The 22623-nt window shown below is 75.8% G+C and carries 28 protein-coding genes and 1 pseudogene; 15 read left to right on the top strand and 14 right to left on the bottom strand.

Annotated elements, in window-relative coordinates; all coding sequences use genetic code 11:
* The first annotated feature begins 41 nt into the window (after positions 1-41).
* Positions 42-515, top strand: coding sequence for a YflT domain-containing protein (locus BMW62_RS03425; protein WP_170852190.1), 474 nt, complete (start codon positions 42-44; stop codon positions 513-515).
* Between the two features lie 10 nt (positions 516-525).
* Here BMW62_RS03425 and BMW62_RS03420 read toward each other — a convergent pair whose 3' ends face one another.
* Positions 526-1326 carry a TrmH family RNA methyltransferase gene (locus tag BMW62_RS03420; protein ID WP_091929413.1) on the bottom strand — a complete coding sequence of 267 codons (801 nt, stop codon included), beginning with the start codon at positions 1324-1326 and terminating at the stop codon, positions 526-528.
* A 53-nt stretch (positions 1327-1379) separates the two neighbouring features.
* Between BMW62_RS03420 and BMW62_RS03415 the strand changes: the two genes are divergently transcribed.
* The 4 genes from BMW62_RS03415 (at position 1380) to BMW62_RS03400 (ending at position 4520) form a co-directional block, all read left to right on the top strand.
* The gene (locus BMW62_RS03415; RefSeq protein ID WP_091929412.1) at positions 1380-2333 is read left to right on the top strand and encodes an NAD(P)/FAD-dependent oxidoreductase; all 954 of its coding nucleotides are present in this window, start codon (positions 1380-1382) and stop codon (positions 2331-2333) included.
* Positions 2334-2395: 62 nt separating this feature from the next.
* Positions 2396-3118: an ABC transporter ATP-binding protein gene (locus BMW62_RS03410; RefSeq protein ID WP_091929411.1), complete on the top strand. Its 723-nt coding sequence runs from the start codon at positions 2396-2398 to the stop codon at positions 3116-3118.
* Positions 3115-3906 (top strand): ABC transporter permease, encoded by a 792-nt coding sequence (locus BMW62_RS03405; protein ID WP_211434956.1) that lies wholly within the window; start codon positions 3115-3117, stop codon positions 3904-3906. The genes BMW62_RS03410 and BMW62_RS03405 overlap by 4 nt, the downstream gene beginning before the upstream one ends.
* A 59-nt stretch (positions 3907-3965) precedes the next feature.
* On the top strand, positions 3966-4520 hold the full coding sequence (locus BMW62_RS03400) for a TetR/AcrR family transcriptional regulator (protein ID WP_091929410.1): 555 nt from the start codon (positions 3966-3968) through the stop codon (positions 4518-4520).
* Here BMW62_RS03400 and BMW62_RS03395 read toward each other — a convergent pair whose 3' ends face one another.
* Complete coding sequence (locus BMW62_RS03395; protein ID WP_091929409.1) at positions 4521-5348, bottom strand: thioesterase family protein; 828 nt, start codon at positions 5346-5348, stop codon at positions 4521-4523.
* Between the two features lie 27 nt (positions 5349-5375).
* On the opposite strand from BMW62_RS03395, the gene BMW62_RS03390 reads away from it, so the two are divergent.
* Positions 5376-6344: an aldo/keto reductase gene (locus BMW62_RS03390; protein WP_091929491.1), complete on the top strand. Its 969-nt coding sequence runs from the start codon at positions 5376-5378 to the stop codon at positions 6342-6344.
* Positions 6345-6375: 31 nt separating this feature from the next.
* On the opposite strand, the gene thpR is transcribed toward BMW62_RS03390, so the two are convergent.
* The 5 genes from thpR to BMW62_RS03365 are packed head-to-tail and all read right to left on the bottom strand — an operon-like array spanning position 6376 to position 10804.
* The gene (gene thpR / locus BMW62_RS03385; RefSeq protein ID WP_091929408.1) at positions 6376-6966 is read right to left on the bottom strand and encodes an RNA 2',3'-cyclic phosphodiesterase; all 591 of its coding nucleotides are present in this window, start codon (positions 6964-6966) and stop codon (positions 6376-6378) included.
* A gap of 11 nt (positions 6967-6977) precedes the next feature.
* Positions 6978-7361 carry a hypothetical protein gene (locus BMW62_RS03380; RefSeq protein WP_091929407.1) on the bottom strand — a complete coding sequence of 128 codons (384 nt, stop codon included), beginning with the start codon at positions 7359-7361 and terminating at the stop codon, positions 6978-6980.
* A gap of 55 nt (positions 7362-7416) precedes the next feature.
* Positions 7417-8736, bottom strand: coding sequence for an MFS transporter (locus BMW62_RS03375; RefSeq protein WP_091929406.1), 1320 nt, complete (start codon positions 8734-8736; stop codon positions 7417-7419).
* Between the two features lie 47 nt (positions 8737-8783).
* Entirely contained in the window at positions 8784-9218 is a 435-nt protein-coding gene (locus BMW62_RS03370; RefSeq protein WP_091929405.1) for a MarR family winged helix-turn-helix transcriptional regulator, read from the bottom strand.
* 26 nt (positions 9219-9244) lie between these two features.
* A complete protein-coding gene (locus BMW62_RS03365) occupies positions 9245-10804 on the bottom strand; it encodes an NCS2 family permease (protein ID WP_091929404.1) in 1560 nt (519 codons plus the stop codon).
* 105 nt (positions 10805-10909) lie between these two features.
* On the opposite strand from BMW62_RS03365, the gene BMW62_RS03360 reads away from it, so the two are divergent.
* On the top strand, positions 10910-11137 hold the full coding sequence (locus BMW62_RS03360) for a DUF2530 domain-containing protein (RefSeq protein WP_091929403.1): 228 nt from the start codon (positions 10910-10912) through the stop codon (positions 11135-11137).
* Between the two features lie 21 nt (positions 11138-11158).
* On the opposite strand, the gene BMW62_RS03355 is transcribed toward BMW62_RS03360, so the two are convergent.
* Positions 11159-11968 (bottom strand): DUF3027 domain-containing protein, encoded by an 810-nt coding sequence (locus BMW62_RS03355; RefSeq protein ID WP_244523810.1) that lies wholly within the window; start codon positions 11966-11968, stop codon positions 11159-11161.
* A gap of 137 nt (positions 11969-12105) precedes the next feature.
* Here BMW62_RS03355 and BMW62_RS03350 point away from each other — a divergent pair, with 137 nt between their 5' ends.
* Both BMW62_RS03350 and BMW62_RS03345 read left to right on the top strand, forming a co-directional pair.
* The gene (locus BMW62_RS03350) at positions 12106-13515 is read left to right on the top strand and encodes an MFS transporter (protein WP_244523809.1); all 1410 of its coding nucleotides are present in this window, start codon (positions 12106-12108) and stop codon (positions 13513-13515) included.
* Positions 13512-13976 (top strand): DUF2771 family protein, encoded by a 465-nt coding sequence (locus BMW62_RS03345; RefSeq protein WP_244523808.1) that lies wholly within the window; start codon positions 13512-13514, stop codon positions 13974-13976. Before BMW62_RS03350 ends, BMW62_RS03345 begins: the two co-directional genes overlap by 4 nt.
* 214 nt (positions 13977-14190) lie before the next feature.
* Here BMW62_RS03345 and BMW62_RS23080 read toward each other — a convergent pair.
* Positions 14191-14376, bottom strand: a pseudogene (locus tag BMW62_RS23080) (cold-shock protein); the annotation flags it as partial.
* A gap of 138 nt (positions 14377-14514) precedes the next feature.
* Here BMW62_RS23080 and BMW62_RS03335 point away from each other — a divergent pair.
* Entirely contained in the window at positions 14515-14856 is a 342-nt protein-coding gene (locus BMW62_RS03335) for a YidH family protein (RefSeq protein ID WP_091929398.1), read from the top strand.
* Positions 14853-15173, top strand: coding sequence for a DUF202 domain-containing protein (locus tag BMW62_RS03330; RefSeq protein WP_244523807.1), 321 nt, complete (start codon positions 14853-14855; stop codon positions 15171-15173). Before BMW62_RS03335 ends, BMW62_RS03330 begins: the two co-directional genes overlap by 4 nt.
* Here BMW62_RS03330 and BMW62_RS03325 read toward each other — a convergent pair.
* On the bottom strand, positions 15160-15726 hold the full coding sequence (locus BMW62_RS03325) for a nucleotidyltransferase family protein (protein ID WP_091929397.1): 567 nt from the start codon (positions 15724-15726) through the stop codon (positions 15160-15162). The two genes, BMW62_RS03330 and BMW62_RS03325, sit on opposite strands and share 14 nt — an antisense overlap.
* Positions 15727-15801: 75 nt before the next feature.
* Between BMW62_RS03325 and BMW62_RS03320 the strand changes: the two genes are divergently transcribed.
* Both BMW62_RS03320 and BMW62_RS03315 read left to right on the top strand, forming a co-directional pair.
* Positions 15802-16569, top strand: coding sequence for an endonuclease/exonuclease/phosphatase family protein (locus tag BMW62_RS03320; RefSeq protein ID WP_091929396.1), 768 nt, complete (start codon positions 15802-15804; stop codon positions 16567-16569).
* A 49-nt stretch (positions 16570-16618) separates the two neighbouring features.
* The gene (locus BMW62_RS03315) at positions 16619-16933 is read left to right on the top strand and encodes a hypothetical protein (RefSeq protein WP_091929395.1); all 315 of its coding nucleotides are present in this window, start codon (positions 16619-16621) and stop codon (positions 16931-16933) included.
* On the opposite strand, the gene BMW62_RS03310 is transcribed toward BMW62_RS03315, so the two are convergent.
* The 3 genes from BMW62_RS03310 to BMW62_RS03300 form a co-directional block, all read right to left on the bottom strand.
* Complete coding sequence (locus tag BMW62_RS03310) at positions 16930-18585, bottom strand: AMP-binding protein (RefSeq protein ID WP_091929394.1); 1656 nt, start codon at positions 18583-18585, stop codon at positions 16930-16932. The two genes, BMW62_RS03315 and BMW62_RS03310, sit on opposite strands and share 4 nt — an antisense overlap.
* A complete protein-coding gene (locus BMW62_RS03305; RefSeq protein ID WP_091929393.1) occupies positions 18582-18809 on the bottom strand; it encodes a hypothetical protein in 228 nt (75 codons plus the stop codon). The genes BMW62_RS03310 and BMW62_RS03305 overlap by 4 nt, the downstream gene beginning before the upstream one ends.
* Before the next feature lie 116 nt (positions 18810-18925).
* The gene (locus tag BMW62_RS03300) at positions 18926-19438 is read right to left on the bottom strand and encodes a hypothetical protein (RefSeq protein WP_091929392.1); all 513 of its coding nucleotides are present in this window, start codon (positions 19436-19438) and stop codon (positions 18926-18928) included.
* A gap of 52 nt (positions 19439-19490) precedes the next feature.
* On the opposite strand from BMW62_RS03300, the gene BMW62_RS03295 reads away from it, so the two are divergent.
* Together BMW62_RS03295 and BMW62_RS03290 are read left to right on the top strand one after the other, a co-directional pair.
* Positions 19491-21734: a helicase C-terminal domain-containing protein gene (locus tag BMW62_RS03295; RefSeq protein ID WP_091929391.1), complete on the top strand. Its 2244-nt coding sequence runs from the start codon at positions 19491-19493 to the stop codon at positions 21732-21734.
* A gap of 34 nt (positions 21735-21768) precedes the next feature.
* The gene (locus BMW62_RS03290) at positions 21769-22086 is read left to right on the top strand and encodes a DUF1905 domain-containing protein (protein WP_091929390.1); all 318 of its coding nucleotides are present in this window, start codon (positions 21769-21771) and stop codon (positions 22084-22086) included.
* Here BMW62_RS03290 and BMW62_RS03285 read toward each other — a convergent pair.
* Positions 22052-22552, bottom strand: coding sequence for a DUF1648 domain-containing protein (locus tag BMW62_RS03285; protein ID WP_091929389.1), 501 nt, complete (start codon positions 22550-22552; stop codon positions 22052-22054). The genes BMW62_RS03290 and BMW62_RS03285 overlap by 35 nt on opposite strands.
* Between the last annotated feature and the right edge of the window lie 71 nt (positions 22553-22623).

Genomic DNA, 22623 nt, shown 5'->3' with positions numbered 1-22623 from the left:
TGCGCGTGGAACACGCCGCGCGGCTGGGTAGTTGACCGGGCATGAGTGCTTCGGTGTCGATGCCGCTGGGCGGCGTGCAGGTCGGGTCCTACGACAGCTACGAGCAGGCGCAGTCCGCCGTCGACCACCTCTCCGACGAGAAGTTCGCGGTCGAGAACGTGACGATCATCGGGACCGACCTGCGGATGATCGAGACGGTGACCGGCCGCATGACGATGGGCCGCGCGCTCGCCGCCGGCGCGGCGGCCGGTGCCTGGTGGGGTCTGTTCGTCGGCCTCCTGCTGGGCATCTTCGCCCCCGACGGCAGCGGCTGGGTCGGCTCGGTGCTGACCGGCCTGCTGATCGGTCTGGCCTTCGGCGCCGCGTTCGGCGGGATGGGCTACGCCGCCACCCGCGGCCGGCGTGACTTCACCAGCACCAGCAAGATCACCGCGAGCCGCTACGACGTGATGTGCCACCCGGCGCAGGCCGAGCAGGCCCGCGCCCTGCTCGCCCGCTTCTCGCTGCGCGGCTAGCGGTCAGCGGTCAGCGGAGGCTCGCGAACGCGACGGCCGCCGCGGCGGCCACGCCGAGGGAGTCCACCCCGCTGCGCATCGGGATCCGGGCGCGCACCCGCGCGGCCGCCTGCGCCTCCGGGGTGAGCCCGGGGCCCTCGGCCCCGAGCAGCACCGCCGTGCGCGGGTGCGCGCGGGGGTCGACGTCGGCCAGGTCGACGGCATCGGCCGCAGGGGTGAGCGCGACCGTGAGGTAGCCGGCGTCGTGCAGCCGGTCGAGGCCGGCCGGCCAGTCGGGCAGCACGGCGAACGGCAGGGACAGCACGTGCCCCATCGAGACCCGCACCGACCGGCGGTAGAGCGGGTCCGCGCAGCGCGGGTCCAGCAGCAGCCCGTCGACCCCCAGCGCCACCGCCGAGCGGGCGATCGAGCCGAGGTTCTCGGCGTCGTTGAGCGCCTCGAGCACGGCCAGCCGCCGCGGCGCCGCCGGGTCCGGCCCGGTGAGCAGCTCGTCGAGGTCGGCCGGTGGACGGCGGTCGGCCGAGGCGACGACGCCGCGGGTCAGCCGGAAGCCGATGACCTCCGACAGCACCCACTTGTCCGCCTCGTAGGCCGGCACGTCGTCGGGCAGCCCCAGCGCGGCCACCCGCCCGGGCACCCCGAGCACCGCCCGCACCCGGTACGGGGAGGCCAGCAGCCGCTGCACCGCGGGGACGCCCTCCACGATCACCGGCCCGGTACCGCGCGGGGTACCCGCGGGCCGGTCACCCGCCTTGAGGTCGCGGAAGTCGGCCACCCGCTCGTCGGCCGGGTCGGTGATGGTCGCGGGCACCCGGTGATTCTGCCGGGCGGGCGCCGGCGGGGTGCGACCCCCAGGATCGAGCCGTGACTCCCGACAGCGCTCCCGTGACCGTCATCGGCGCCGGCGTCGCCGGCCTCGCCTGCGCCCGCGCCCTCCGGGACGCCGGCCGCGACGTCCAGGTGCTGGACCGGGGGCGGGCCCCGGGCGGGCGGTTGTCCTCGCGCACGGTGCGGGGCCGGCCGGTCGATCTCGGCGCCTCCTACCTCACCGCGAGCGACGGCTCCCCGTTCGCCGCCGTGGTGGCCGACTGGGTCGACCGCGGCCTGGCCCGCCCCTGGACGGACACCTTCGCGGTGGCCGGGCCCGAGGGTCTCCGGGAGCGGACGTCCGGCCCGCTGCGGTACGGGGCCCCCGGCGGATCGCGCAGCCTGGCCACCGACCTCGCCACCGGGTTGACCGTCCGGCCCGGAACGACCGTGCGCGCGGTGTCCGCCGGCCCCGCCGTCGACGGGCGGGCGGTACCGGCCGCCGTTCTCGCGATGCCGGGGCCGCAGGCTGCGCGGCTGCTCGATCCGGCCGGCCCGGCGGGGCACCTGGCCGCCGCGGAGACCTGGCATCCCGCGCTGGCGGTGGTGCTCGGCTGGGCCGGTCGGCGGTGGCCGGCCGACCTGCACGGCGCCTTCGTGCACGACGACCCGGCCGTGGAGTGGATCGCCGACGACGGCGACCGCCGCGGGGACGCCGCCCCGGTGCTGGTCGCGCACACGACCGCCTCGCTGGCCGCCGACCACCTCGACGAGCCCGCGGCCGCGGTGCCGGCCGTGGTGGCGGCCGTGCGCTCCGCCCTGGGAATCGAGGTGGACCCGGAGTGGACGGAGGTCCACCGCTGGACCTTCGCCCGCCCGGCCGCCCCGCGGGAGGAGCCGTTCGGCCTGGTCGACGGGATCGGCCTCTGCGGCGACGGCTGGCACGCCCCGGCGAAGGTGGAGGGCGCGTGGTCCTCGGGCACCGCGCTCGGCCGCGCGCTCGCCCGTTGACCGTTCGGCGGCAACTCACCTACCGTTGAATTCATCAGCCGTTGAACCACCGGAGGCCGGACATGGACGCCGCCGTCACCGTCACCGATCTCGTCGTCGACCGCGGGCACCGCCGGGTGCTCGACGGCCTCTCCTGCACCGTGCCGCCGGGGCAGGTCACCGGCCTGCTCGGCCCGAGCGGCAGCGGGAAGTCCACGCTCCTGCGGGCTGTCGTGGGCGTGCAGGTCGTCCGATCCGGCGAGGTGACCGTGCTCGGGGAGCCGGCCGGCTCCCCCGCCCTGCGCAGCCGGGTCGGGTACGTCACCCAGGCGCCCAGCGTCTACGCCGACCTCACCGTGCGCGAGAACGCCCGCTACTTCGCGGCCCTGTACGGCCGCGGGGCGAAGGAGGCCGACGCCGCCCTCGCCGCCGTCGGCCTCGCCGGTGCGGCCGGGCAGCTGGTCGAGAACCTCTCCGGCGGGCAGCGCGGCCGGGCCTCGCTGGCCTGCGCGCTGGTGGGCGGCCCGGAGGTGCTGGTGCTCGACGAGCCCACCGTCGGGCTGGACCCGGTGCTCCGGGTGGAGCTCTGGGCGAGGTTCCACGCCCTGGCCGCCGGCGGCGCGACGCTGCTCGTCTCGAGCCACGTCATGGACGAGGCCGCGCGCTGCGACCGGCTCCTCCTGCTGCGCGACGGCGCCCTGCTGGCCGACGCCACGCCGGCGGAGGTCCGCGCCGAGGCGGGCACCGACGACCTGGAGGACGCCTTCCTCCGGCTGATCCGCGCCCGCGAGGAGGTGGCGGCGTGACCACCGCGACCCCGACCCGCGCCCCGAGCCGGCTGAGCCCCCGGCTCACCGCCGCGACGACGAGCCGGGTGCTGCGCCAGCTGCGCCACGACCACCGGACGATCGCCATGATGCTGGTGCTGCCGAGCCTGCTGCTCGGCCTGCTCCACCTGCTGTGGGCGGACCTGCCGAGCGCGCCCGGGCAGCCCGGCACCTTCGACCGCGTCGGCCTCGCGATGCTCGGCGTCTTCCCCTTCGTCGTGATGTTCCTCGTGACCAGCATCGCCATGCTGCGCGAGCGCACGTCCGGCACGCTCGAGCGGCTGCTCACCACTCCGCTGTCCCGGCTGGACCTGCTGCTCGGCTACGGCCTCGCGTTCGGGCTGGCGGCCGGCCTGCAGGCGGTGGTCACCGTGACGGTGGCGACGACGCTGTACGACCTCGACGTCGCCGGCTCCGTGTGGCTCGTCGTCCTCGTCGCCGTCGCCGACGCCGCCCTGGGCGTGGCCCTGGGCCTGCTGGCCAGCGCCTTCGCGCGCAGCGAGTTCCAGGCCGTGCAGTTCATGCCGGTGATCGTGCTACCGCAGTTTTTCCTCTGCGGGCTGCTCGTCCCCCGCGAGCAGATGGCCGGTTGGCTGCAGGCGATCAGCGACGTCCTCCCCCTGACCTACGCGGTCGAGGCGCTGCAGGAGGTCGGGCGCTCCCCCGAGGCGACCGGCAGGATGTGGGCCGGCGTCGGGATCGTCGCCGGCGCGGCCCTGCTCGCCCTCGCGCTGGCGGCGGCGACCCTGCGGAGGAGGACCAGCTGACCCCCCGTTCCCGTCGTCCTCCCGGCCGGCGCCCCGGCCGGCCCGACACCCGGGAGGCGGTGCTCGCCGCGGCCCGCGCCGCCTTCGCCGAACGGGGCTTCGACGGCGCCTCCATCCGCGCCATCGCGACCGCCGCCGGCGTCGACCCGGCGCTGGTGCACCACTACTTCGGCAGCAAGGACCAGCTCTTCCTGGCCGCGATCGAGGCGCCGGCGAACCCGGCCGACTTCCTCCCCGAGGTGCTCGCCGGCGGCCGCGACGAGCTCGGCGGCAACGTCGTCCGCATGCTGCTGCGGGTCTGGGACGGCCCCATGCAACCGGCCGCCCTGGCGCTCGTGCGGTCGGCCGTCGGCAACGAGTGGACGGGGAAGCTGCTGCGCGAGTTCCTGGTTTCCCAGGTGCTCCGCCGGGTCGTGGCCACGCTGGACGCGACTCCGGCGGAGCGCGAGGCACGCGGAGCCCTGGTCGCGAGCCAGCTCATCGGCCTGGTCGTGGCCCGGTACGTGCTCCGCGTCGAACCGCTCGCCTCGGCCGCCCCCGAGGAGCTGGTCGCGGCGATCGGCCCCACGGTCCAGCGCTACCTCACCGGCGAGGTGGAGCTGCCGCGGGCCTGACTACCGCGGGGCCCGGGCCAGCTGCCGGCTCTGCGCGACCAGCCGGCCGGTGGAGTCCCAGATCCGGTACTCCTCGTCCAGCCAGCCCCCGGCGATCTCGTTGGCCCGGGCCTCGGCCAGGCACCACCCGGGAGCCGGCCGGGCGCGCACCAGCACCTGCAGCTGGACCGTGGGCGCCCAGCCCATGAGCCCCATCGACCAGCTCGTCGGCGGCAGCACGTCGGCGAACAGCAGCAGCGCCAACGGGTCGGGCTCGCGCCCGTCGGCGAGCCGCAGCCAGGCCCGCATCACCGGCTCCCCCGACGGCGTGCCCAGCGCCCAGCCGGCGGTGGCGGGGTCCAGGCGGGTCTCCACCCGGTGCCGCAGGCCCACCGCGGGAACGGGGTGGCCGCCCATCTCGGCGCCCGGCCCGGCCCGCAGGCACCGCTCCACCTGCGGGACGTCCGGGACCGGCACCGAGCGCAGCGGGGCGTCCTCCCCGAGCACCGCCGTCGTCACCTGGACGCTGAGCGTGGGCCCCGCGGGGCCGCTGAGGACGACGCCGGTGTGCGCCAGGGTCCGGCCGGCCGGGCCCGGCGTGACGGCCAGCGAGGCCGGGCCGGGCGGGGTCGCGCGCAGGTAGCTGGCCGAGACGGCCACCGGGTGCGGGTGGGGGCTGTCCGCGAGCGCGGCCCGGGCGGCGACGGCGAGCAGGTAGCCGCCGTTGAGGATGCCGCTGCCCACGTCCCAGCCCGGGTGGAGGTCGGCGACGAAGCCGCCGCCCTCGGATCGCCGGACGGCGGTGGCGGCGTCGAACTCGGAGAGGCCCTGGTCATCGTTCTGCGGCACGTCGGACAGGGTGCCAGGGTGGCCGGCATGGACTACACCCACCTCGGCCGCAGCGGCCTGTCGGTCTCCCGGCTCTGCCTGGGGACGATGAACTTCGGCTGGAAGACCGAGGAGGGCGACTCCCACGCCATCCTCGACCGGGCGCTGGCCGAGGGCGTCAACTTCGTCGACACCGCCAACGTCTACGGCTTCGACGCCGGCAAGGGCCGCACCGAGGAGGTGCTCGGCAGCTGGTTCGCCCAGGGCGGGGAGCGCCGGGAGAAGACGGTCCTGGCCACCAAGGTCTACGGCGGGATGTCGGGCTGGCCCAACGACACCTTCCTCTCCGCGCGCAACATCGTGCGCGCCTGCGAGGGTTCGCTGCGCCGGATGGGCACCGACTGGATCGACCTCTACCAGTTCCACCACGTCGACCTCCGCACGCCGTGGGAGGAGATCTGGCAGGCCTGCGAGACGCTCGTCGCCCAGGGCAAGGTGCTCTACGTCGGTTCCTCCAACCACGCCGCGTGGCAGATCGCCGCCGCGAACGAGGCCGCGGCCCGGCGGAACTTCCAGGGCCTGGTGAGCGAGCAGTCGCACTACAACCTGCTCACCCGGCACGTCGAGCTCGAGGTGCTCCCCGCGGCGGAGCACTACGGCGTCGGCGTCATCCCGTGGAGCCCGCTGGCCGGCGGCCTGCTCGCCGGCGCCCTGGAGAAGTCGGACGGCGCCCGCCGCAGCGAGGAGCGCACCCGGAAGCGGATCGAGCGGCACCGCCCCGCGCTGGAGCGGTACGAGGCGTTCTGCCGGGAGCTGGGGCACGCCCCGGCCGACGTCGGGCTGGCCTGGCTGCTCCACCAGCCGGCCGTCACCGCGCCGATCGTCGGCCCGCGCACGATGGAGCAGCTCGAGGGCGGCCTGCGGGCGCTGGAGATCGCGCTGGACGACGCCGCCCTGGCCCGCCTCGACGAGATCTTCCCCGGCTACCGCGCCGCCCCGATGGAGTACGCCTGGTGACCGGCCCACCCCCGGGCAAAGGATCCTTTCCCTACGGCGTGGGGCCCGAATCCGCATGTAAAGGATCCTTTGCCCCTAACGGCCAGGAGGCGACGACCGTGTACGCCGGCGCCGCGCCGAGGCGGCTCTCCCACAGCCGGATCTCGCGCACCGGCCACTCCGGCCCCCGGTAGCCGGCCAGCCGGTCGGTGAGGGTGCCGTCGGCGGGCCGGCCGGGGCGCCACCGGCCGAGCGTCAGGTGCGGCCGGAACGGCCGGTCCTCCGCCGGGAGTCCGAGGGTGCGCGCGACCGCCGCCAGCCGGCCGGCCAGCGCGACCAGCGGGTCGACGTCGCCCTCCAGCCCCGCCCAGGCGACCTGCGGGCGGCGCAGCGAGCCGAACCGCCCGCCCCCGGACAGCCGCAGCCCCATCGGCGGGGTCGCGGCCACCGCCGGCGCCGCCGTGGCCACGAGGCCGGGCACCAGCGGCTCGGGCACGGCACCGAGGAACAGCAGCGTGAGGTGCCAGCGCTCGGGCCGGCCCCAGCGCGGGGCACCGGGGAGGTCGCGCAGCGGGCCGAGCGCGCGGTCGAGGTCGCGGCGCGCGGCGTCGGGCGGGTCGACGGCGAAGAACAGCCGGCGCACGTACCCCGGGTTCAGAGGGGCACCTGCAGCCCGGCGGCGCGCAGCTCCGCGGCCAGCCGCAGGCGCTCGACCTCACGCGGCCGGCCCTCCGGCAGCTCCGCGAGCGCCGAGGTCACCCCCAGCATCCCGGCCGCCTCGGTGAGGACGTCGTCGTAGGCCGCCAGCAGTGCGCGGCGGCGGGCCATGGGCATGCCGGCGGGCACCAGGGCCACCTGGCGGGCGAGCCGGCGCAGGTGGGCGGCGACGACCTCCAGTGAGCGCCCGGGCGGCGCGGGGTGGCGGGCCGCGTGGCGGCGGACCGACCAGGCCTCGATCCGCCGGATCAGCGGTCCGAGACCGGCGACCAGGCCGGCGAACGCGGCGAGCAGTGCGACGAGCTGGAGGAGCGCGGCCATGGTGTCCCCCTGCGCACGGGCGGTACCGGTGCAGCGAACGGTACGCGGAGAACGCTCAGCGCGACTGCTGACCGGGGGCCTTCTGGCTGAGCTGCTCCTCCACGGTGCGCACCTGCGCGGAGGGGACGGCGGGGCGGATGCGCACCCGCACGGGCGCGCGCTCGAGCGCCAGCCGCAGCGACCCGCGGTGGGCCAGCCACGCCGCTGCGGCGAGGCCCGCGACGACGCAGACGCCGCCACCGAGGACCAGCCCCCACGGGGCGCCGAACCGCTCGGAGACCCAGCCGATCAACGGCGCCCCGACCGGGGTGCCGCCCATGAAGCACATGAAGTACAGCGCCATCACCCGGCCGCGCATCTGCGGGTCGACGCCGAGCTGCACGAAGCTGTTGGTGGCCACGCTGAACACCAGCGCCGCGGCGCCGGTGGGCACCAGCAGCGCGGCGAAGGCCAGGTAGCCGGGCATCAGCCCGGCGACGACCGTGCACGCGCCGAAGATCACCGCCGAGGCGACGAGGAAGCGCTGCCGGGGCCGGACGCTGCGCCGGGTGGACAGCAGGGCGCCGGTCAGCGACCCGACCGCGAAGCAGGTGGAGAGCAGGCCGAAGGCCTCCGCACCGAGGCCGAAGGTCTCGCGGGCCATCAGCGCGATGGTGACCTGGTAGTTGAAGCCGAAGGTGCCCAGGACGAAGGCCAGCCCCATCGCCAGCAGCAGGTCGGGGTGGGCCGAGATGTAGGCCAGCCCCTCGCGCAGCTGGCCCCGGCCGCGGGCGACCGGCGGGCTGGGGGTGAGCTCCTCGGTGCGCATGCCGGCGATCGCGGCGATGGTGAAGGCGAAGCTCGCCGCGTTGAGGAAGAACGCCGGCGCGGTGTTCCCCGAGGCCGCGCCGATGAGCAGCCCGGCGAGCGCCGGCCCGACCAGCCGGGCGCCGTTGAAGATCGTCGAGTTGAGGCTCACCGCGTTGGTGATCAGCGCGGGGCCGACCATCTCCGGCACGAACGACTGGCGCACCGGCACGTCGACGGCCGCGACCGAGCCGAGCAGCCCGGCGAGGACGAAGACGTGCCACAGCGCGACCGCCCCGGTGGCCACCAGGACCCCCAGTACGAGGGCGAGCAGGCCCATGAGGGTCTGGGCGATCAACAGCAGCCGGCGCTTGGGGTAGCGGTCGGCGAGGACGCCGCCGTACGCGCTCAGCAGCAGCGCGGGGCCGAACTGCAGCGCGGTGATCAGCCCGAGGGCGATGCCGCTGCCGTCGGAGAGCTGGAGCACCAGCCAGTCCTGGCCGATGCGCTGCATCCAGGTACCGGTCAGGCTGAGCAGGTTGGCCGAGGCGTAGCGGCGGAAGTTGCGCACCCGGAGGGCCCGGAACATACCGCTCCCCTGCTCGGGCGGCGTCCGCTGGTCAGTGCTCGTGCAGGTCACCCACCGGCGAGCTTGTCCATGATCTCGGCCGCCTCGCGCAGCACCGCCCGCTCCTCGGCGGTGAGCTCCTGCAGCCGGCCGGCGAGCCACGCCTCGCGCGCCCGCGCCTCCGCCGACAGCATCTCCTCGGCCGCCGCGGTCAGCCCGATGATGACCTGGCGCCCGTCGGTGGGGTGCGGCGTGCGGGTGACCAGCCCCGCCTGCTCCAGGGCGACGACGACGCGGGTCATCGACGGCGGCTGCACCCGCTCGTGGGCGGCCAGCTCCCCCGGGCTCATCGGGCCGTGCCGCTTGAGCGTCGACAGCGCCGCGAGGTGGGTGAGCGTCACCGACGTGTCCACCCGCTGGTTGCGCAGCCGCCGGGAGAACCGCATGACCGCGAGCCGCAGCTCGTGGGCGAGCGCGGCGGTGTCCAGCGTCGTCCGGCCCACGATCGTTAGCCTAACTCAGCGCCTGTTCAGAACAGCTGCTGGAGCGGCTCGAGCGCGAAGTAGACCAGGAACAGCAGCGCCACCACCCACATGAGCGGGTGGATCTCCCGGCGCCGCCCGACCGCGAGGCGCAGCAGCACGAAGCTGATGACGCCGGCCCCGATGCCGTTGGTGATCGAGTACGTGAACGGCATCAGCGCGATGGTGAGGAACGCCGGGATGACCAGGGACATGTCGTCCCACGTGAGGTTCTTGATCTGGCTGATCATCAGCGCGCCGACGATGACCAGCGCCGGGGCGGCCGCCTCGGACGGGACCACCGCCACCAGCGGCGTGAAGAAGACCGCGACCAGGAACAGCAGGCCGGTGACGATGCTGGCCAGCCCGGTGCGCGCGCCGTCGGCCACACCGGCGGTGCTCTCGATGTAGGTGGTGTTCGACGAGACGCTGCCCGCGCCACCCGCGGCGGCGGCCAGCGAGTCGACGAGCAGGACCGGCTGCGACTTCGGCAGGTTGCGCTTCTCGTCCAGCAGGTCGCCCTCGGCGCCGACGGCGGTGACGGTGCCGACGGTGTCGAAGAAGTCGGCGATCATGATCGAGAAGACGATCAGCAGGGCGGCGACGACGCCGATGCGCTCGAACCCGCCGAAGAGCGAGAAGTTGCCGAGCAGCGAGAAGTCGGGGCTGCCGACGACGTCGTCGGGGAGCGCGGGCACCTGCAGCGCCCACCCGCGGGGGTTCTCCCCGTCCTCGCCGAAGCGCGGGCCGACCCCGGCGATCGCCTCGACGACGATCGCGAGCACCGTCGTCGCCACGATGCCGATGAGCAGCGCGCCCTTGACCCGGCGGACCACCAGCAGGCTCATGAGCAGCAGGCCGACGACGAAGACCAGCATCGGCCAGCCGGCGAGCTGACCGCCCACGCCGAAGCTGATCAGCGGGTTGCCCGGCCGGATGATGCCGGCGTCGGCCAGCCCGATGATCGCCAGGAAGAACCCGATGCCGACGGCGATCGCGGTCTTGAGCTGCGCCGGGATGGCCTCGAAGACCGCCTTGCGGAAGCCGGTGAGCACCAGCACGGTGATCAGCAGGCCCTCGAGCACGACCAGGCCCATGATCTCGGGCCAGGTGAGCTGGGTGGCCGCGAAGACCGCGACGATCGCGTTGATGCCCAGGCCGGTGGCCAGCGCGAACGGGTAGCGCCCGACGATCCCCATGAGCAGCGTGAGCGCGCCGGCGAGCAGCGCGGTGACGGCGGCGATCGAGCCGAAGGGCAGCACCGTGCCCTCGACGTCGGCACCCGGCGTGCCGTCGGGCCCCGCGATGCTGGTCAGGATGATCGGGTTGAGCACCACGATGTAGGCCATCGTGAAGAAGGTCGTGATCCCGCCGCGCACCTCGCGGCTCACCGTCGACCGGCGGGCGCTGATCTCGAAGTACCGGTCCAGCCCGTTCTTCGGGCGGACCCGCGGCCCCTCGCTGCGGCGCGGCGTGGTCGGCGGCGTGCCGGCCGAGACGTCGGCGGGGGTGCTGCCGTCGGTGGCCGAGGCGCTGGCGCCACCGGAGGGACGGGACTTCTGCGGCATGCGGGTTCTCCGGGCGGTGCGGGTGGCCATCGAGCGGCGCCAGCGTGCCACACGAGCGGGGCGGGCTCGTCGACCCGTGACCAGGTCGGGATCTAAGGTGCCGTCGTGCCCCGTCCCGCGAAGCAGGCCCCGCCGCCGTTGCAGGTCGACACCGCGCGCGTGGTCATCGCCGGCATCGCGGTGTGGGCGGTGGCCCTCGTCGTCCTGCTGCTGCTGGGCGACCGGGTGGACCGGATGTGGACCTGGACCTGCGTCGCCGCCATCGGGCTGGCGCTGCTCGGCCTCGGCGTCATGAAGCTGCAGGGGCAGCTGGGCCCCCGCGACCGCGGCTGAGCGCGGTCGGCCGCCCGGCGGTCAGTCGCCCAGGACGTCGTACTCCGAGGTGTCGTAGCGCGCCGAGGTGACCACCTCGGTGTCCTGGACGACGACGAGCGTCGCCTGGCTGTGCGCACCGCAGCCGTAGTCGGCCGCCACGACCCGCCCCTCACCCGGGGCGTAGGCGTTGCCGCAGGCGCCGACCATCTGGCGGAGCGAGCCGGCCAGGGGCAGGTAGAAGCCGCAGGTCGCGCAGGGCCCGGGGGCCTGCCGGGCCATCGGCGAGGTCGGGCCGAACTCCCCCGATGCCCAGCGGGCGACGGCCTCCGACCGGCCCTCCTGCGACATGACCCGCTCCCGGCCGAGGCCGACCTCGCGGGCGACGACGCGCCCTTCGGGGTCGTCGGCGGAGTCGTCGTCGGCCGTGTACGCCGGCACCAGCCGGGTGTCGTCCTCGGTGGCCGGCAGGACGTCGCCCACCGAGAGGTCGCCCGGGCGCAGCCGCTCGTGCCACGGCACCCACGCCGGCGCGAGCAGCGCCTGGTCGCCCGGGAGCAGCACCACCTCGTCGACGGTGACCTGCTCCTCGCCGGACGCCCGGGCGATGGTGACCGCCCAGTGCCAGCCCGTGTAGCCGGGGAGCCGGCTGGCGAAGGTGTGGGTGAGCACCTCGCCGAGCTCGGCGGGCCCGACGGCCTCCGCCGTCGCGCCCAGGTGCTCCCCCACCAGATCGGCGGCGCCGGCCGTCTCGACGGCCGCCGCCCGGGCCGGCTCGATCGCGGCGGTCAGCGGCTCGGCCGCTGCGGAGGCGGGCCGGACGGGCGCGGAGGAGTCGGACACGACGCCCATTGTGGCGGACGGCCGGCCCGGCGTCTCCGACCGCACTCCCGGCCCGGTGCGGCACCATGGGCGGCGTGCCCTCATCCCGCCGTCCCGCCGGTGCCCGCCGGTGGCCGCGGACGGACGGGCAGGGGGCGGCGCCTCCGGTGGACACGACCCCGCTGGGCGTCCCGCGGCCGCAGACCCGGCCGATGCCGGCGCCCGCCCCGAAGGTCACCGTCACCCGGGTCGCCGCCGCCCGCAGCCGCGAGCTGACCACCGCCGCCGCGCGCCGGGTCCGCGCCGCGAGCCGGGCCGACGGCGCGGGCGAGAGCGGGCTGACCCAGCTGCTGTGGGTGAACGCCCTGCACATGGCCGGCGACGCGATGATCGCCGTCTCGCTCGCCGGCACGCTCTTCTTCGCGGCCACCACCGACGCCCAGCGCGGCAACGTCGCGCTCTACCTGCTGGTGACCATGGCGCCGTTCGCGCTGCTGGCGCCGGTCATCGGCCCCGCCCTGGACCGGCTGCAGCGCGGTCGGCGGTGGGCGCTGGCGGTCTCGCTGGGCGGGCGGGCGGTGCTGGCCCTGGTCATGGCCCGGCACTTCGACGACCTGTGGCTCTACCCGGCGGCGCTCGGCGTCCTCGTGCTCTCCAAGGCGCACAACGTGCTGCGGGCGGCGGTGGTCCCCCGCGTGCTGCCCGGTGCGATGTCGCTGACCTCGGCGAACGCACGGCTGTCGGTGTTCGGCCTCGTCACGGCCGGGGTCGCCGGCGGGCTGGGCGCCGGGGTGGCCGCGCTGATCGGCTTCGACTGGGAGCTGTGGGCCACCGCGGCGGTCTTCCTGGCCGGCGCGGTGCTCACCGTCCGGCTCCCCCGGCACGTCGACGTGCCCGCGGGCGAGGAGCCCGCCGACGTGCTCAGCACCACCGAGATCCCGGTCCCGGGCCGCCGGCGGCGGGTGACCCCGCACGTGGTGCTGGCGCTGCGGGCCAACGCGGCGCTGCGCGGCCTGGGCGGGTTCCTCACCATCTTCGCCGCCTTCCTGGTGCAGGCAACGTTCGCCGACGGCTGGTCGGCCACCCTCGCCCTCGGCGCGCTGGCCGCCGCGGCCGGGCTCGGCAGCTTCACGGGGACGGCGGTCGGGTCGCGGCTGCACTCCGCGGCCCCCGACCGGCTGGTGCTGCACGCCGCCTCCGCCGCCGCGGTGGTGACGGTGCTGGCCGCGGTCTTCTACGGGTTCGGCATGGCGGTGCTGGTCGCCGGCGTCTCCGCCGTGGCGAACGCGCTGGGCAAGGTGTCGCTCGACGCGATCATCCAGCGGGAGGTGCCCGAGAGCCTGCGCGCCTCGGCGTTCGCCCGCTCCGAGACGGTGCTGCAGCTGGCGTGGGTGGCCGGCGGGGCGCTCGGCATCGCCCTCCCGCCGACGGGCTGGATCGGGTTCACCGTCGCGGCGGCCCTGCTCGTGCTGGCCGTGGGGCTGATCCTGTGGAGCCTCTACCGCAGCCGTCCCGCGCCGGGGACGACGGGGGCCCCGGATGCGCCGACGACGCCGGTGGGACCGTCGTGGTCGTGAGAACGCCCCGCCCCGCCCTGCTGCTCGCCCTCTGCGCCGCCGGGTCGCTGACCGCCTGCGCCGGCGAGCCCGCGACCCCGCAGGACGTCCGGGTGCAGGCCGGCAGCCAGGACGTCACCGCCGCGCCGACCCAGTACTGCCTGGACGGCGAGGGGCAGCGCTACAGCGCGCGCCCGCCGGTGGTCGAGGTCTCCCCGGACACCACGATCACGCTGACCGTGCCGGAGTCGATCGCCGAGCGCGGGTGGCAGGTGCAGGTGTTCGACGAGTCGTTGGAGGAGCTGATCGGCGAGGTCGACGTCCCCGCGGGCACGGAGAGGTTCGACGGGATCAGCTCCTCCGACGTCGTCCCGCCCGCCTTCTACCTGGTGGTGGTCGAGGACGCCGGCGGCGACTGCGGCGAGTTCACCGCGGCCTGGCCGGTCGGCTTCCTGCGCGCCGGTGGCGACCTGGGGAGCTGAGCGGCGTTCAGCCCTCCAGGTCGGTGGCGACCGCGCGCAGCACGGCGGCCACCTTCCGGGCGTGGCCCCGGTCGGGGTAGCGGCCGTGCCGCAGGCCCTCGGAGACGTCGTCGAGCAGCTTGATCAGGTCCTCGACGATCGGGACCAGCTCGTCGGGCTTCTTGCGCGACGCCGCGGCGACGGTGGCCGCCACCGATGGCAGCGGGTCCAGCAGGCGCACCTGCAGCGCCTGGTCGCCGCGGCGGCCGGCGACGATGCCGAACTCCACCCGCTGACCGGGCTTGAGGTCGGTGCCGGCCGGGAGCGCGTCCTTGTGCACGAAGACGTCGGGACCGTCCTCGCGGGACAGGAAGCCGAAGCCCTTCTCCGCGTTGAACCACTTCACTCTGCCGGTGGGCACGGTGGATCCCTCAGTTCCTCGCTGTGGCGCGGCGCGCTGGCCGGACGGTCGACGCGGCAGGACGCCGCTGGTGGACAGGTTAGCCGCCGTGGCGCCGCGCCGACCTGCCGATTCCGGGCGCGTCCCTACGCTGGGCCGGTGCCCGACCACCCCGACTACCGCTTCACCCTCGCCAACGAGCGCACGCTGCTGGCCTGGCTGCGGACCGGGCTGGCGCTGGTCGCCGGCGGCGTGGCCGTCGCCACCTACGCCCCCGACCTCGGGGTCCGCTGGGGCAGCTCCGCGGTCGCGCTCGGGCTGGTCCTCATCGGCCTGGGTGTCGCGCTGGCCGGCTACCGCCGCTGGCGGGTCAACGAGGCGGCGATCGCGGACGGGCGTGCGCTCCCGGCCAGCCGGCTCGTCCCGGCCGCGGTCGCAGCCGTCGCGGCGGTGGTGGTCGTCGTCGGCGTCCTCGTGGGCGTGGAGGTGCTGCACGGGTGACCGTGCCCGTGGAGACCCAGCCCGAGCGCACGGCCCTGTCCTGGCAGCGCACCGGCCTGGGGCTGCTGGCCGTGGCCGGGCTGGTGGGGCACCGGGCGGTGCACCTCGGCCGGCCGGCGCTGCTGGTCCTCGCGGGCGTCGCCGCGCTGGCCGGGCTCGGGGTGCTCGGCGGGCTCGCGCCGGCCCGCTACCGCCAGGTGCAGCGCCGGGTGGCCGGTGACCGGGCCGTCGCCGCACCCTGGGCCGCCCGCGCGGTGACCGGGACCGTGCTGCTCACCGGCGCCGCGGCCGCCGTCGCCGTCCTCATCCCCGGCTGACCCCCGGCACGATCCCCAGCCGGTCCAGCAGGTGCAGGAAGACGACGGCGAAGTCGTTCTCCGCCACCTCGGCCGCCACCCGGTCCCAGTCGACCTGCTCGCGCAGCGCCCGGGCCACCGGCAGCAGCCGCGCGAGGTCGCAGTAGTGCTCGTCCAGCGCCATCAGCTTGGAGACGAGGATGTCGGTCGGCGCCATGACCGGCATCTGCACGGAGAGCACCGGCAGGACCTCGGCGCGGTCGACCAGGTCGGTCTCCACCGGTCGCCCGCAGGTGCGCCAGAGGACGTCCACGAAGACGTCGTCCCGCTCGACCTTGAGCAGCCAGTCCTCCGCGGGGTCGACGACCTGCAGGCCGGCGTCGGCCAGCGCCTTCGCCGCCCGCTCCGCCTCGCCCGCCGGCACCAGGAAGTCGGCGTCGTGGTCGGGCTCGGGAGCACCGCGCACCCAGGCGGCGTAGCCGCCGCACAGCGCGAACGGCACGTCGGCCTGCTTCAGCGCGACGGCGGTGCGCTTCAGCAGGTCGCGCACCTGCTCGCGGGGAGACGTCTGCACCCAGCGCCTGCTACCCGCGGGCGCCGCCGGCACACGGAGGGGTAGATCCGGCGGGCCGCGGGGCACAGGGACCGGGTGCGCATCGCGACCTTCAACATCCTGCACGGACGCTCGCTCGACGACGGCCGGGTCGACGTCGACCGGCTGGCCGCGGCGGTGAAGAGCCTGGATGCCGACGTGCTCGGCCTGCAGGAGGTCGACCGCGACCAGCCGCGCTCGCTCGGCGCGGACCTCACCGCCGTCGCCGCCGAGGCGATGGGGGCGGTCGACTCGCAGTTCGTCGCCGCGCTCTCCGGGACGCCCGGCGGCACCTGGATGGCGGCCACCGGCGACGAGCAGCCCGGCTCGGCGAGCTACGGGATCTCGCTGCTCTCCCGCCACCCCGTCGTCTCCTGGCGGGTGGTCCGGCTGGCGTCGCTGCGGGTGAGCGTGCCGCTGTGGTCGCCGGATTCGCGGCGGCCGTTCCTGGCCCGCGACGAACCGCGGGTGGCCGTCGCCGCCGTCGTCGACGGCCCGGCCGGGCGGTTCACCGTGGCCAACACCCACCTGTCGTTCATCCCGCGGTGGAACGGCCACCAGCTGCGCACCCTGGTGCGCTCGCTCGAGGGCACACCGGAGCCGCTGGTGCTCATGGGCGACCTGAACATGCAGCCGCGCGCCGCCGCCCGGAACAGCGGGCTGACGCCGGTGGCGACGGCGGCCACCTTCCCGGCGCCGCGGCCGTCGCGGCAGCTGGACCACGTGCTGGTGCGCGGTGACCTGCGGGCGGACGGCCCGGCCGAGGCGGTGCGGCTGCCGCTGTCGGACCACCGGGCGCTCGTGGTCCGGGTCGCGGCCGGCTGAGCAGCGGGGAGGGGTCGCGGTGGCGCACCGCGCAGTGGATCATGACCGCATGCCCGGAGCCGTCCGCATCCTGTCGCTGGTCGCCACGGTCGTGCGCACGGTGTTCGCGGTCATCGCCGCGGTCATCGTCGTCCACGCGGTCTTCGTGCTCTTCGAGGCCAACCCGGGGAACGTCCTCGTGCAGTTCGCGGCCGGCTGGCGCGACTCGTTCGGCTGGTTCACCCGCGACCTGTTCACGCCGTCGGACCCGGAGGTCGCCGAGGCGGTCAACGCCGCGCTGGCCGCGCTGATCTGGGTGGTCGCGGGCTCCCTGCTGTCGAAGCTGATCATCAAGCTGGCGCCGGGCAGCACCGCCCGCGTCTAGGCGTTCCGCACCGCCGCCGCGGACTCCAGCCCGAGATCGGCGACCGCGACCTGGCGCATCTCGACCTTGCGGACCTTGCCGGTGACGGTCATCGGGAACTCGTCGACGACCTTCACGTACCGCGGCACCTTGTAGTGGGCCAGCCGGCCGGCGCAGAACTCCCGCAGGGCCTCCGCGGTGAGCGGCTCGGCGCCCTCGCGCAGCCGCACCCAGGCCATGAGCTCCTCCCCGTACCGCTCGTCGGGGACGCCGATGACCTGGGCGTCGACGACGTCGGGGTGGGTGTAGAGGAACTCCTCGATCTCCCGCGGGTACACGTTCTCGCCGCCCCGGATCACCATGTCCTTGATCCGGCCGACGATGTTCAGGTAGCCGGCCTCGTCCATGACGGCGAGGTCGCCGGTGTGCATCCACCGTGCGGCGTCGATCGCCTCGGCGGTCTTCTCCGGCTCCTCCCAGTAGCCGAGCATCACCGAGTAGCCGCGGGTGCAGAACTCCCCCGGCGTGCCGCGGGGCACGGTGAGGCCGGTGACCGGGTCGACGACCTTCACCTCGAGGTGCGGGTGCACGCGGCCGACGGTGGAGGTGCGGCGGTCGAGGTCGTCGTCGGCGCCGGTCTGGGTGGACACGGGGCTGGTCTCGGTCATGCCGTAGCAGATGGTCACGTCGGTCATGCCCATCTCGGCGACGACCCGCTTCATCACCTCCACCGGGCACGGGGAGCCGGCCATGATCCCGGTGCGCAGGGAGGAGAGGTCGTACTCGGCGAAGTTCGGCAGGCCGAGCTCCGCGATGAACATCGTCGGGACGCCGTAGAGCGAGGTGCAGCGCTCGTCCTGCACCGCCTGCAGCGTCAGCGCGGGGTCGAAGCCGGGTGCCGGGATGACCATCGTGGCGCCGTGCGAAGTGGCGCCGAGGTTGCCCATCCCCATGCCGAAGCAGTGGTAGTAGGGCACCGGGATGCAGACCCGGTCGGCCTCGGTGTAGCCGCAGCCCTCCCCCACGAAGAACCCGTTGTTGAGCAGGTTGTGGTGGGTGAGGGTGGCGCCCTTCGGGAAGCCGGTGGTCCCGGACGTGTACTGGATGTTGATCGGGTCGTCGGCCGACAGAGAAGCCTCGCGCTCGGCCAGCATGGCCCGGTCGGCGGCCCGGCCGGTGTCCACCAGTCGCTCCCACTCCGGGGAGCCGAGGAACAGCACCTCGCGCAGCGCGGGGCAGTCCCCCCGGACCTCGGCGACCATCGCGCGGTAGTCGCTGGTCTTGAACTCCGGCGCGCTCACCAGCACCGAGATGCCGGCCTGCTCCAGCACGTAGGCGAGCTCGTGGGTGCGGTAGGCCGGGTTGATGTTGACCAGGATCGCGCCGAGCTTCGCCGTCGCGTACTGGACGAACACCCACTCGGCGCAGTTGGGCGCCCAGATGCCGACCCGGTCGCCCTTGCCGACGCCGAGGGCGTCCAGCCCGAGGGCGCAGGCGTCGACGTCGGCGACGAGCTGCGGATAGGTCCAGCGGCGGCCCGAGGCGCACTCGACGAGCGCCTCGTGGTCACCCACCCGCGCCGCCGTCCGATCCAGGTTCGCCCCGATCGTGTCGCCGAGCAGGGGGACCGTGGAGGTCCCGCTGCTGTAGGACGGCAGCGCGGGCGCGGTCACCGCCGCCGACCCTCTGCGGTCTGGACGCCGGCCCGGTTGGGCTTGTCCGTCGGGTGGGCGTAGCGCAGCCGGTCGGCCGGGAGCGGGAAGCCGTGGTCCTCGCCGAACGGCGACAGCCCACCGGCGACCGAGGCGGAGAGCTCGGTGATCGGCGGGCCACCGCCGTCGGACTCGCCCCAGGTGGGTTCCACCAGGTGCGCGTGCTTCTCGTTGCGCTTGGCCATGACGCCTCCGTGTGCGGTAGCGGGTGCACCGCGCGGTGCACTGTTGCCCGACATCTTCTCCTGACCGACCTGCCGACCGCGCGCCACCGCCCCCCGTGGTGGCGGTGGTGTCGCGGTCAGCGCCCGCGAGCGGTGACGCGGGCCCCGTAGAGGGTGCCCGCTCCCTCGGCGGTGAACACCCACTGCCCGGGCCCGACCGGTGCGGCGAGCACGCCGGCCCCGTCGAGGGCCTGCACCGCGCGGGTGCGCCAGATCGCGGTGCTCAGCAGCCGCAGGTGCACGGCGTCGTCCCCGCCGTCGGGCTCGAAGGAGAGCACCGCGGGCCCGGCGACGTAGAGCTGCCCCGTGCGCCACGTGGTGCCGGCCAGCGCCCGCCGCCAGCGGCGGGTGCGCAGCAACGCGCCGGCGCCGACGACGACGGCGGCCAGCCCGCCGAGGACGAGGGCGAGGACGGCGAGCCCGGCACCGGGCACCCGCCGGCCGTCCTCCCCGGCCAACGTCACGGTGGCGAGGCCGAGCAGGACGCCGAGGACGACGGCGATGGCGCCGCCGCCCAGCCAGCGCAGCGCCCCGACCTGGAGGGCGGCCAGGGCGGTCCGGGTGGCGGGGTCGTCACTCGCGGGGTGCATGGGCCCATGCTGGCAGCAGCGTCCGCGGGGACGGCGACGTAGCGTGGAACGGATGTCCACGGAAGCCCCTGCGACGCTCGCCGCCTGGTTGCGCACCCGCAGCGACGAGCAGCTGCGCGCGTTGCTGGCGGCCCGGCCCGACGTCGCCCGCCCCGCCCCCTCCGACGTCGTCGCGCTGGCCAGCCGGCTCGCCGTCCCGGTGTCGGTCGACCGCGCCCTCGACGAGCTCGACGCCGCGACGCTGCAGGTGCTCGACGCCGTCCTGCTGGCGCCCACCGACGGGATGCCGCCCGACGCGCTGGTCGCCGCGCTGCCGGAGGTGCCCGACGAGGTGGTCGAGGCCGCCGTCGAGGCGCTCACCACGCAGGCGCTGCTGTGGGGCGACGACGTCCTGCACGCCCCCGACCCGGTGCGCCGCGCCGTCCGGCACCCCGCCGGGCTGGGCCGCCGGGCGGTCGACCTGCGGCTGCAGCTGCCCGCGGACCTGCCCGCCGCCGTCGCCGAGCTGGATCCCGAGGAGCGCGCCGTCCTGGAGCGGCTGGCCGGCGACCGCCCGGTCGGGCACCTCCCCGAGGCGCCGAACGGCGGGGCCACCCCGGCGCGGCGGCTGCTGCAGCGGGGCCTGCTGGCCCGCATCGACGCGCTGAACGTCGAGCTCCCCCGCGAGCTGGGGCTGCTGCTGCGCGGCGACCGGCCCTACGGACCGCCGCGGCGGCGGCCGGAGCCCGCTCCGGTGACGCGCGACCCGCAGGCGGTGGACCGGCAGTCCGCCGGTGCGGCGCTGGAGCAGGTCGGGCGGGTCGGCGAGCTGCTGGCGCTGCTGGAGGAGGAGGCGGCCGGGCTGCTGCGCAGCGGCGGGGTGGGCGTCCGCGACCAGAAGCGGCTGGCCAAGACGCTCAAGGTGGCCGAGCCCGACGCCGCCTGGCTGCTGGAGCTGGCGCACGCCGCCGGGCTGCTCGACGTCGGCGGGCCGCACCGCGACGAGTGGCTGCCCACCCGCGCCTACGACGTCTGGCGGGAACAGGACCTCGCCGACCGCTGGGCGGTGCTGGCCGCCGGGTGGCTGGGCGCCGTCCGGTTGCCCTCCCTGGTGGGCGTGCGCGATGTGGCCGGCAAGGCCGCCAACCCGCTCTCCCCCGACCTGGTGCGGCACACCGCGCCGGCGATCCGCCGGTCGGCGCTGGCCGTGCTCGCCGAGCTGCCGCCGGGTTCCGGGCTGCCGCCCGACGAGCTCGTCGCGCTGCTGCGCTGGCGCACCCCGCGCCGGGCCGACCGGCTGGCGCCGGTGCCCGACATGCTGGCCGAGGCCGCGCGGCTGGGCGTGCTCGTGGGCGGGGTGCCCTCCACCGGCGGCCGCGGGCTGCTCGCCACCGGGGAGGACGGCGCCGCCGACGGCGTGCGCGGGCTGCTGCCCGAGCCGGTCGACCACGTGCTCGCCCAGCCGGACCTCTCGCTGATCGCCCCGGGGCCGCTGGTCGCCGACCTGGCCGACACCCTCTCGGTCGTCGCCGACGTCGAGTCCTCCGGCGGGGCGACGGTGTTCCGGGTGTCGGAGCCCTCGGTCCGCCGGGCGCTGGACGCAGGCTGGTCGGCGCCGGACCTGCACGACTTCTTCGCGAAGGCGTCCCGCACCCCGGTCCCCCAGGCGCTGGACTACCTGGTCGACGACGTGGCTCGCCAGCACGGGCGGCTGCGGGTGGGGTCGATCGAGTCCTACGTGCGCTCCGACGACCACGGGCTGCTCTCCCAGGTGCTCGGCGACCGGCGCACCGCGGCCGCCGAGCTGCGCCGGCTGGCCCCGGGGGTGCTCGTCAGCGGGCTGGGCGCCGACGAGGTGCTCACCGTGCTGCGCGAGGCCGGTTACGCCCCGGCCGGCGAGCACCCGGGCGGGGCGGTGCTCACCCGGCCGCCGGCCCGGCCGCGCGCCGCCGGCCGCCGCGGCGCCGAGCCGCCGTCCGCGCCGCGACCGCTGAGCGGGGCCGACCTGGACACGACGGTGCGGGAGATCCGTGCCGGTGACGCGGCCCTCGCCGCACGCCGCGGCGAGGCGGTGCGCCAGGTGCCCGGGGTGACGACGGCGTCGACGCTGGAGCTCTTGTCACGGGCGGTCCGGGAGGGTGTGCCGGTGTGGCTGGGGTACGTGGACGCCCAGGGCAGCGGCAGCCAGCGCGTGGTGCAGCCGGTCTCGCTGGCCGGGGGCTTCCTGCAGGGCTACGACGAGCGACGCGGGGAGAGCCGCACCTTCGCCGTCCACCGCATCACGTCGGTGGCCCTGGTGGAGGACGACGCGAGCTGACCGTCCCGTCGGTGGGGCGGCCTACCGTGCCGCCGTGACCGAGACGTTCACCGCCGTCCTCTGGCTGCACGACGGCCCGGCCGGGTGGCACTTCCTCACCCTGCCGCCGGAGGTCGCCGACGACGTGCGGGAGCTCGGCGCGGCCGCGCGCGCCGGCTTCGGCTCCGTGCGCGTCACCGCCACCGTCGGCGGCACCTCGTGGCAGACGTCGGTGTTCCCCGACGCGCGGAGCGGCTCCTTCGTGCTGCCGGTGAAGAAGCCGGTGCGGGCCGCCGAGGGGTTGCGGGCCGGCGACCGGGTGCGGGTCGAGCTCGCCGTCAGCCCGGATCCGGCACGGCGTAGCGGCGGGTGAGCATCCAGCCGACCCGGCCGAGGACCGCCAGCAGGTAGAGCCCGAGGACGGCGAAGGCCCAGCCGTCGAGCCGGGGGTCGGCCGATCGCGCGGCGCGGACCACGAGCACCTGCACCGCGGCGATCAGCAGCAGCGTCCAGGCGCCGATCCACCACAGGTCGTCGGCCACGAGGGCCCGCAGGCGCGGCAGGCGCTCGGGGCGCTTCCAGTACTCGGGGTGCGGCACGTCGAACAGGTGGGCGGGCGCTCGGTGGACCATCACCACCAGGCCGGCGAAGAGCAGTGCCATGCCCAGCGCCAGCAACCCGGAGGTCCACAGCGCCTCCGCGCGGCCGGCCCACCGGTCCGGGTCGCCGGCGCCCCCGAAGTGGACCGGCACCCGCTCGGGCAGCCTGGCCAGCGACCAGGTCCAGGCCGCCGCGCAGGCGGCGGCCCCCGCGACGAACCACCACCGCCCCGAGCCCATGCCGGCCAACCTATCGGCGCCCGCGTCGTCCCCCGACCCCCGTGAGAGGGAAGGTCGCGTCGTCCCCCGGC

The organism is Blastococcus sp. DSM 46786 (genome assembly GCF_900109665.1).
Taxonomy (GTDB): Bacteria; Actinomycetota; Actinomycetes; order Mycobacteriales; family Geodermatophilaceae; genus Blastococcus; species Blastococcus carthaginiensis.
The sequence above is the reverse complement of the archived record's forward strand: the minus strand, read 5'-3'. Positions and strand labels throughout refer to the sequence as shown.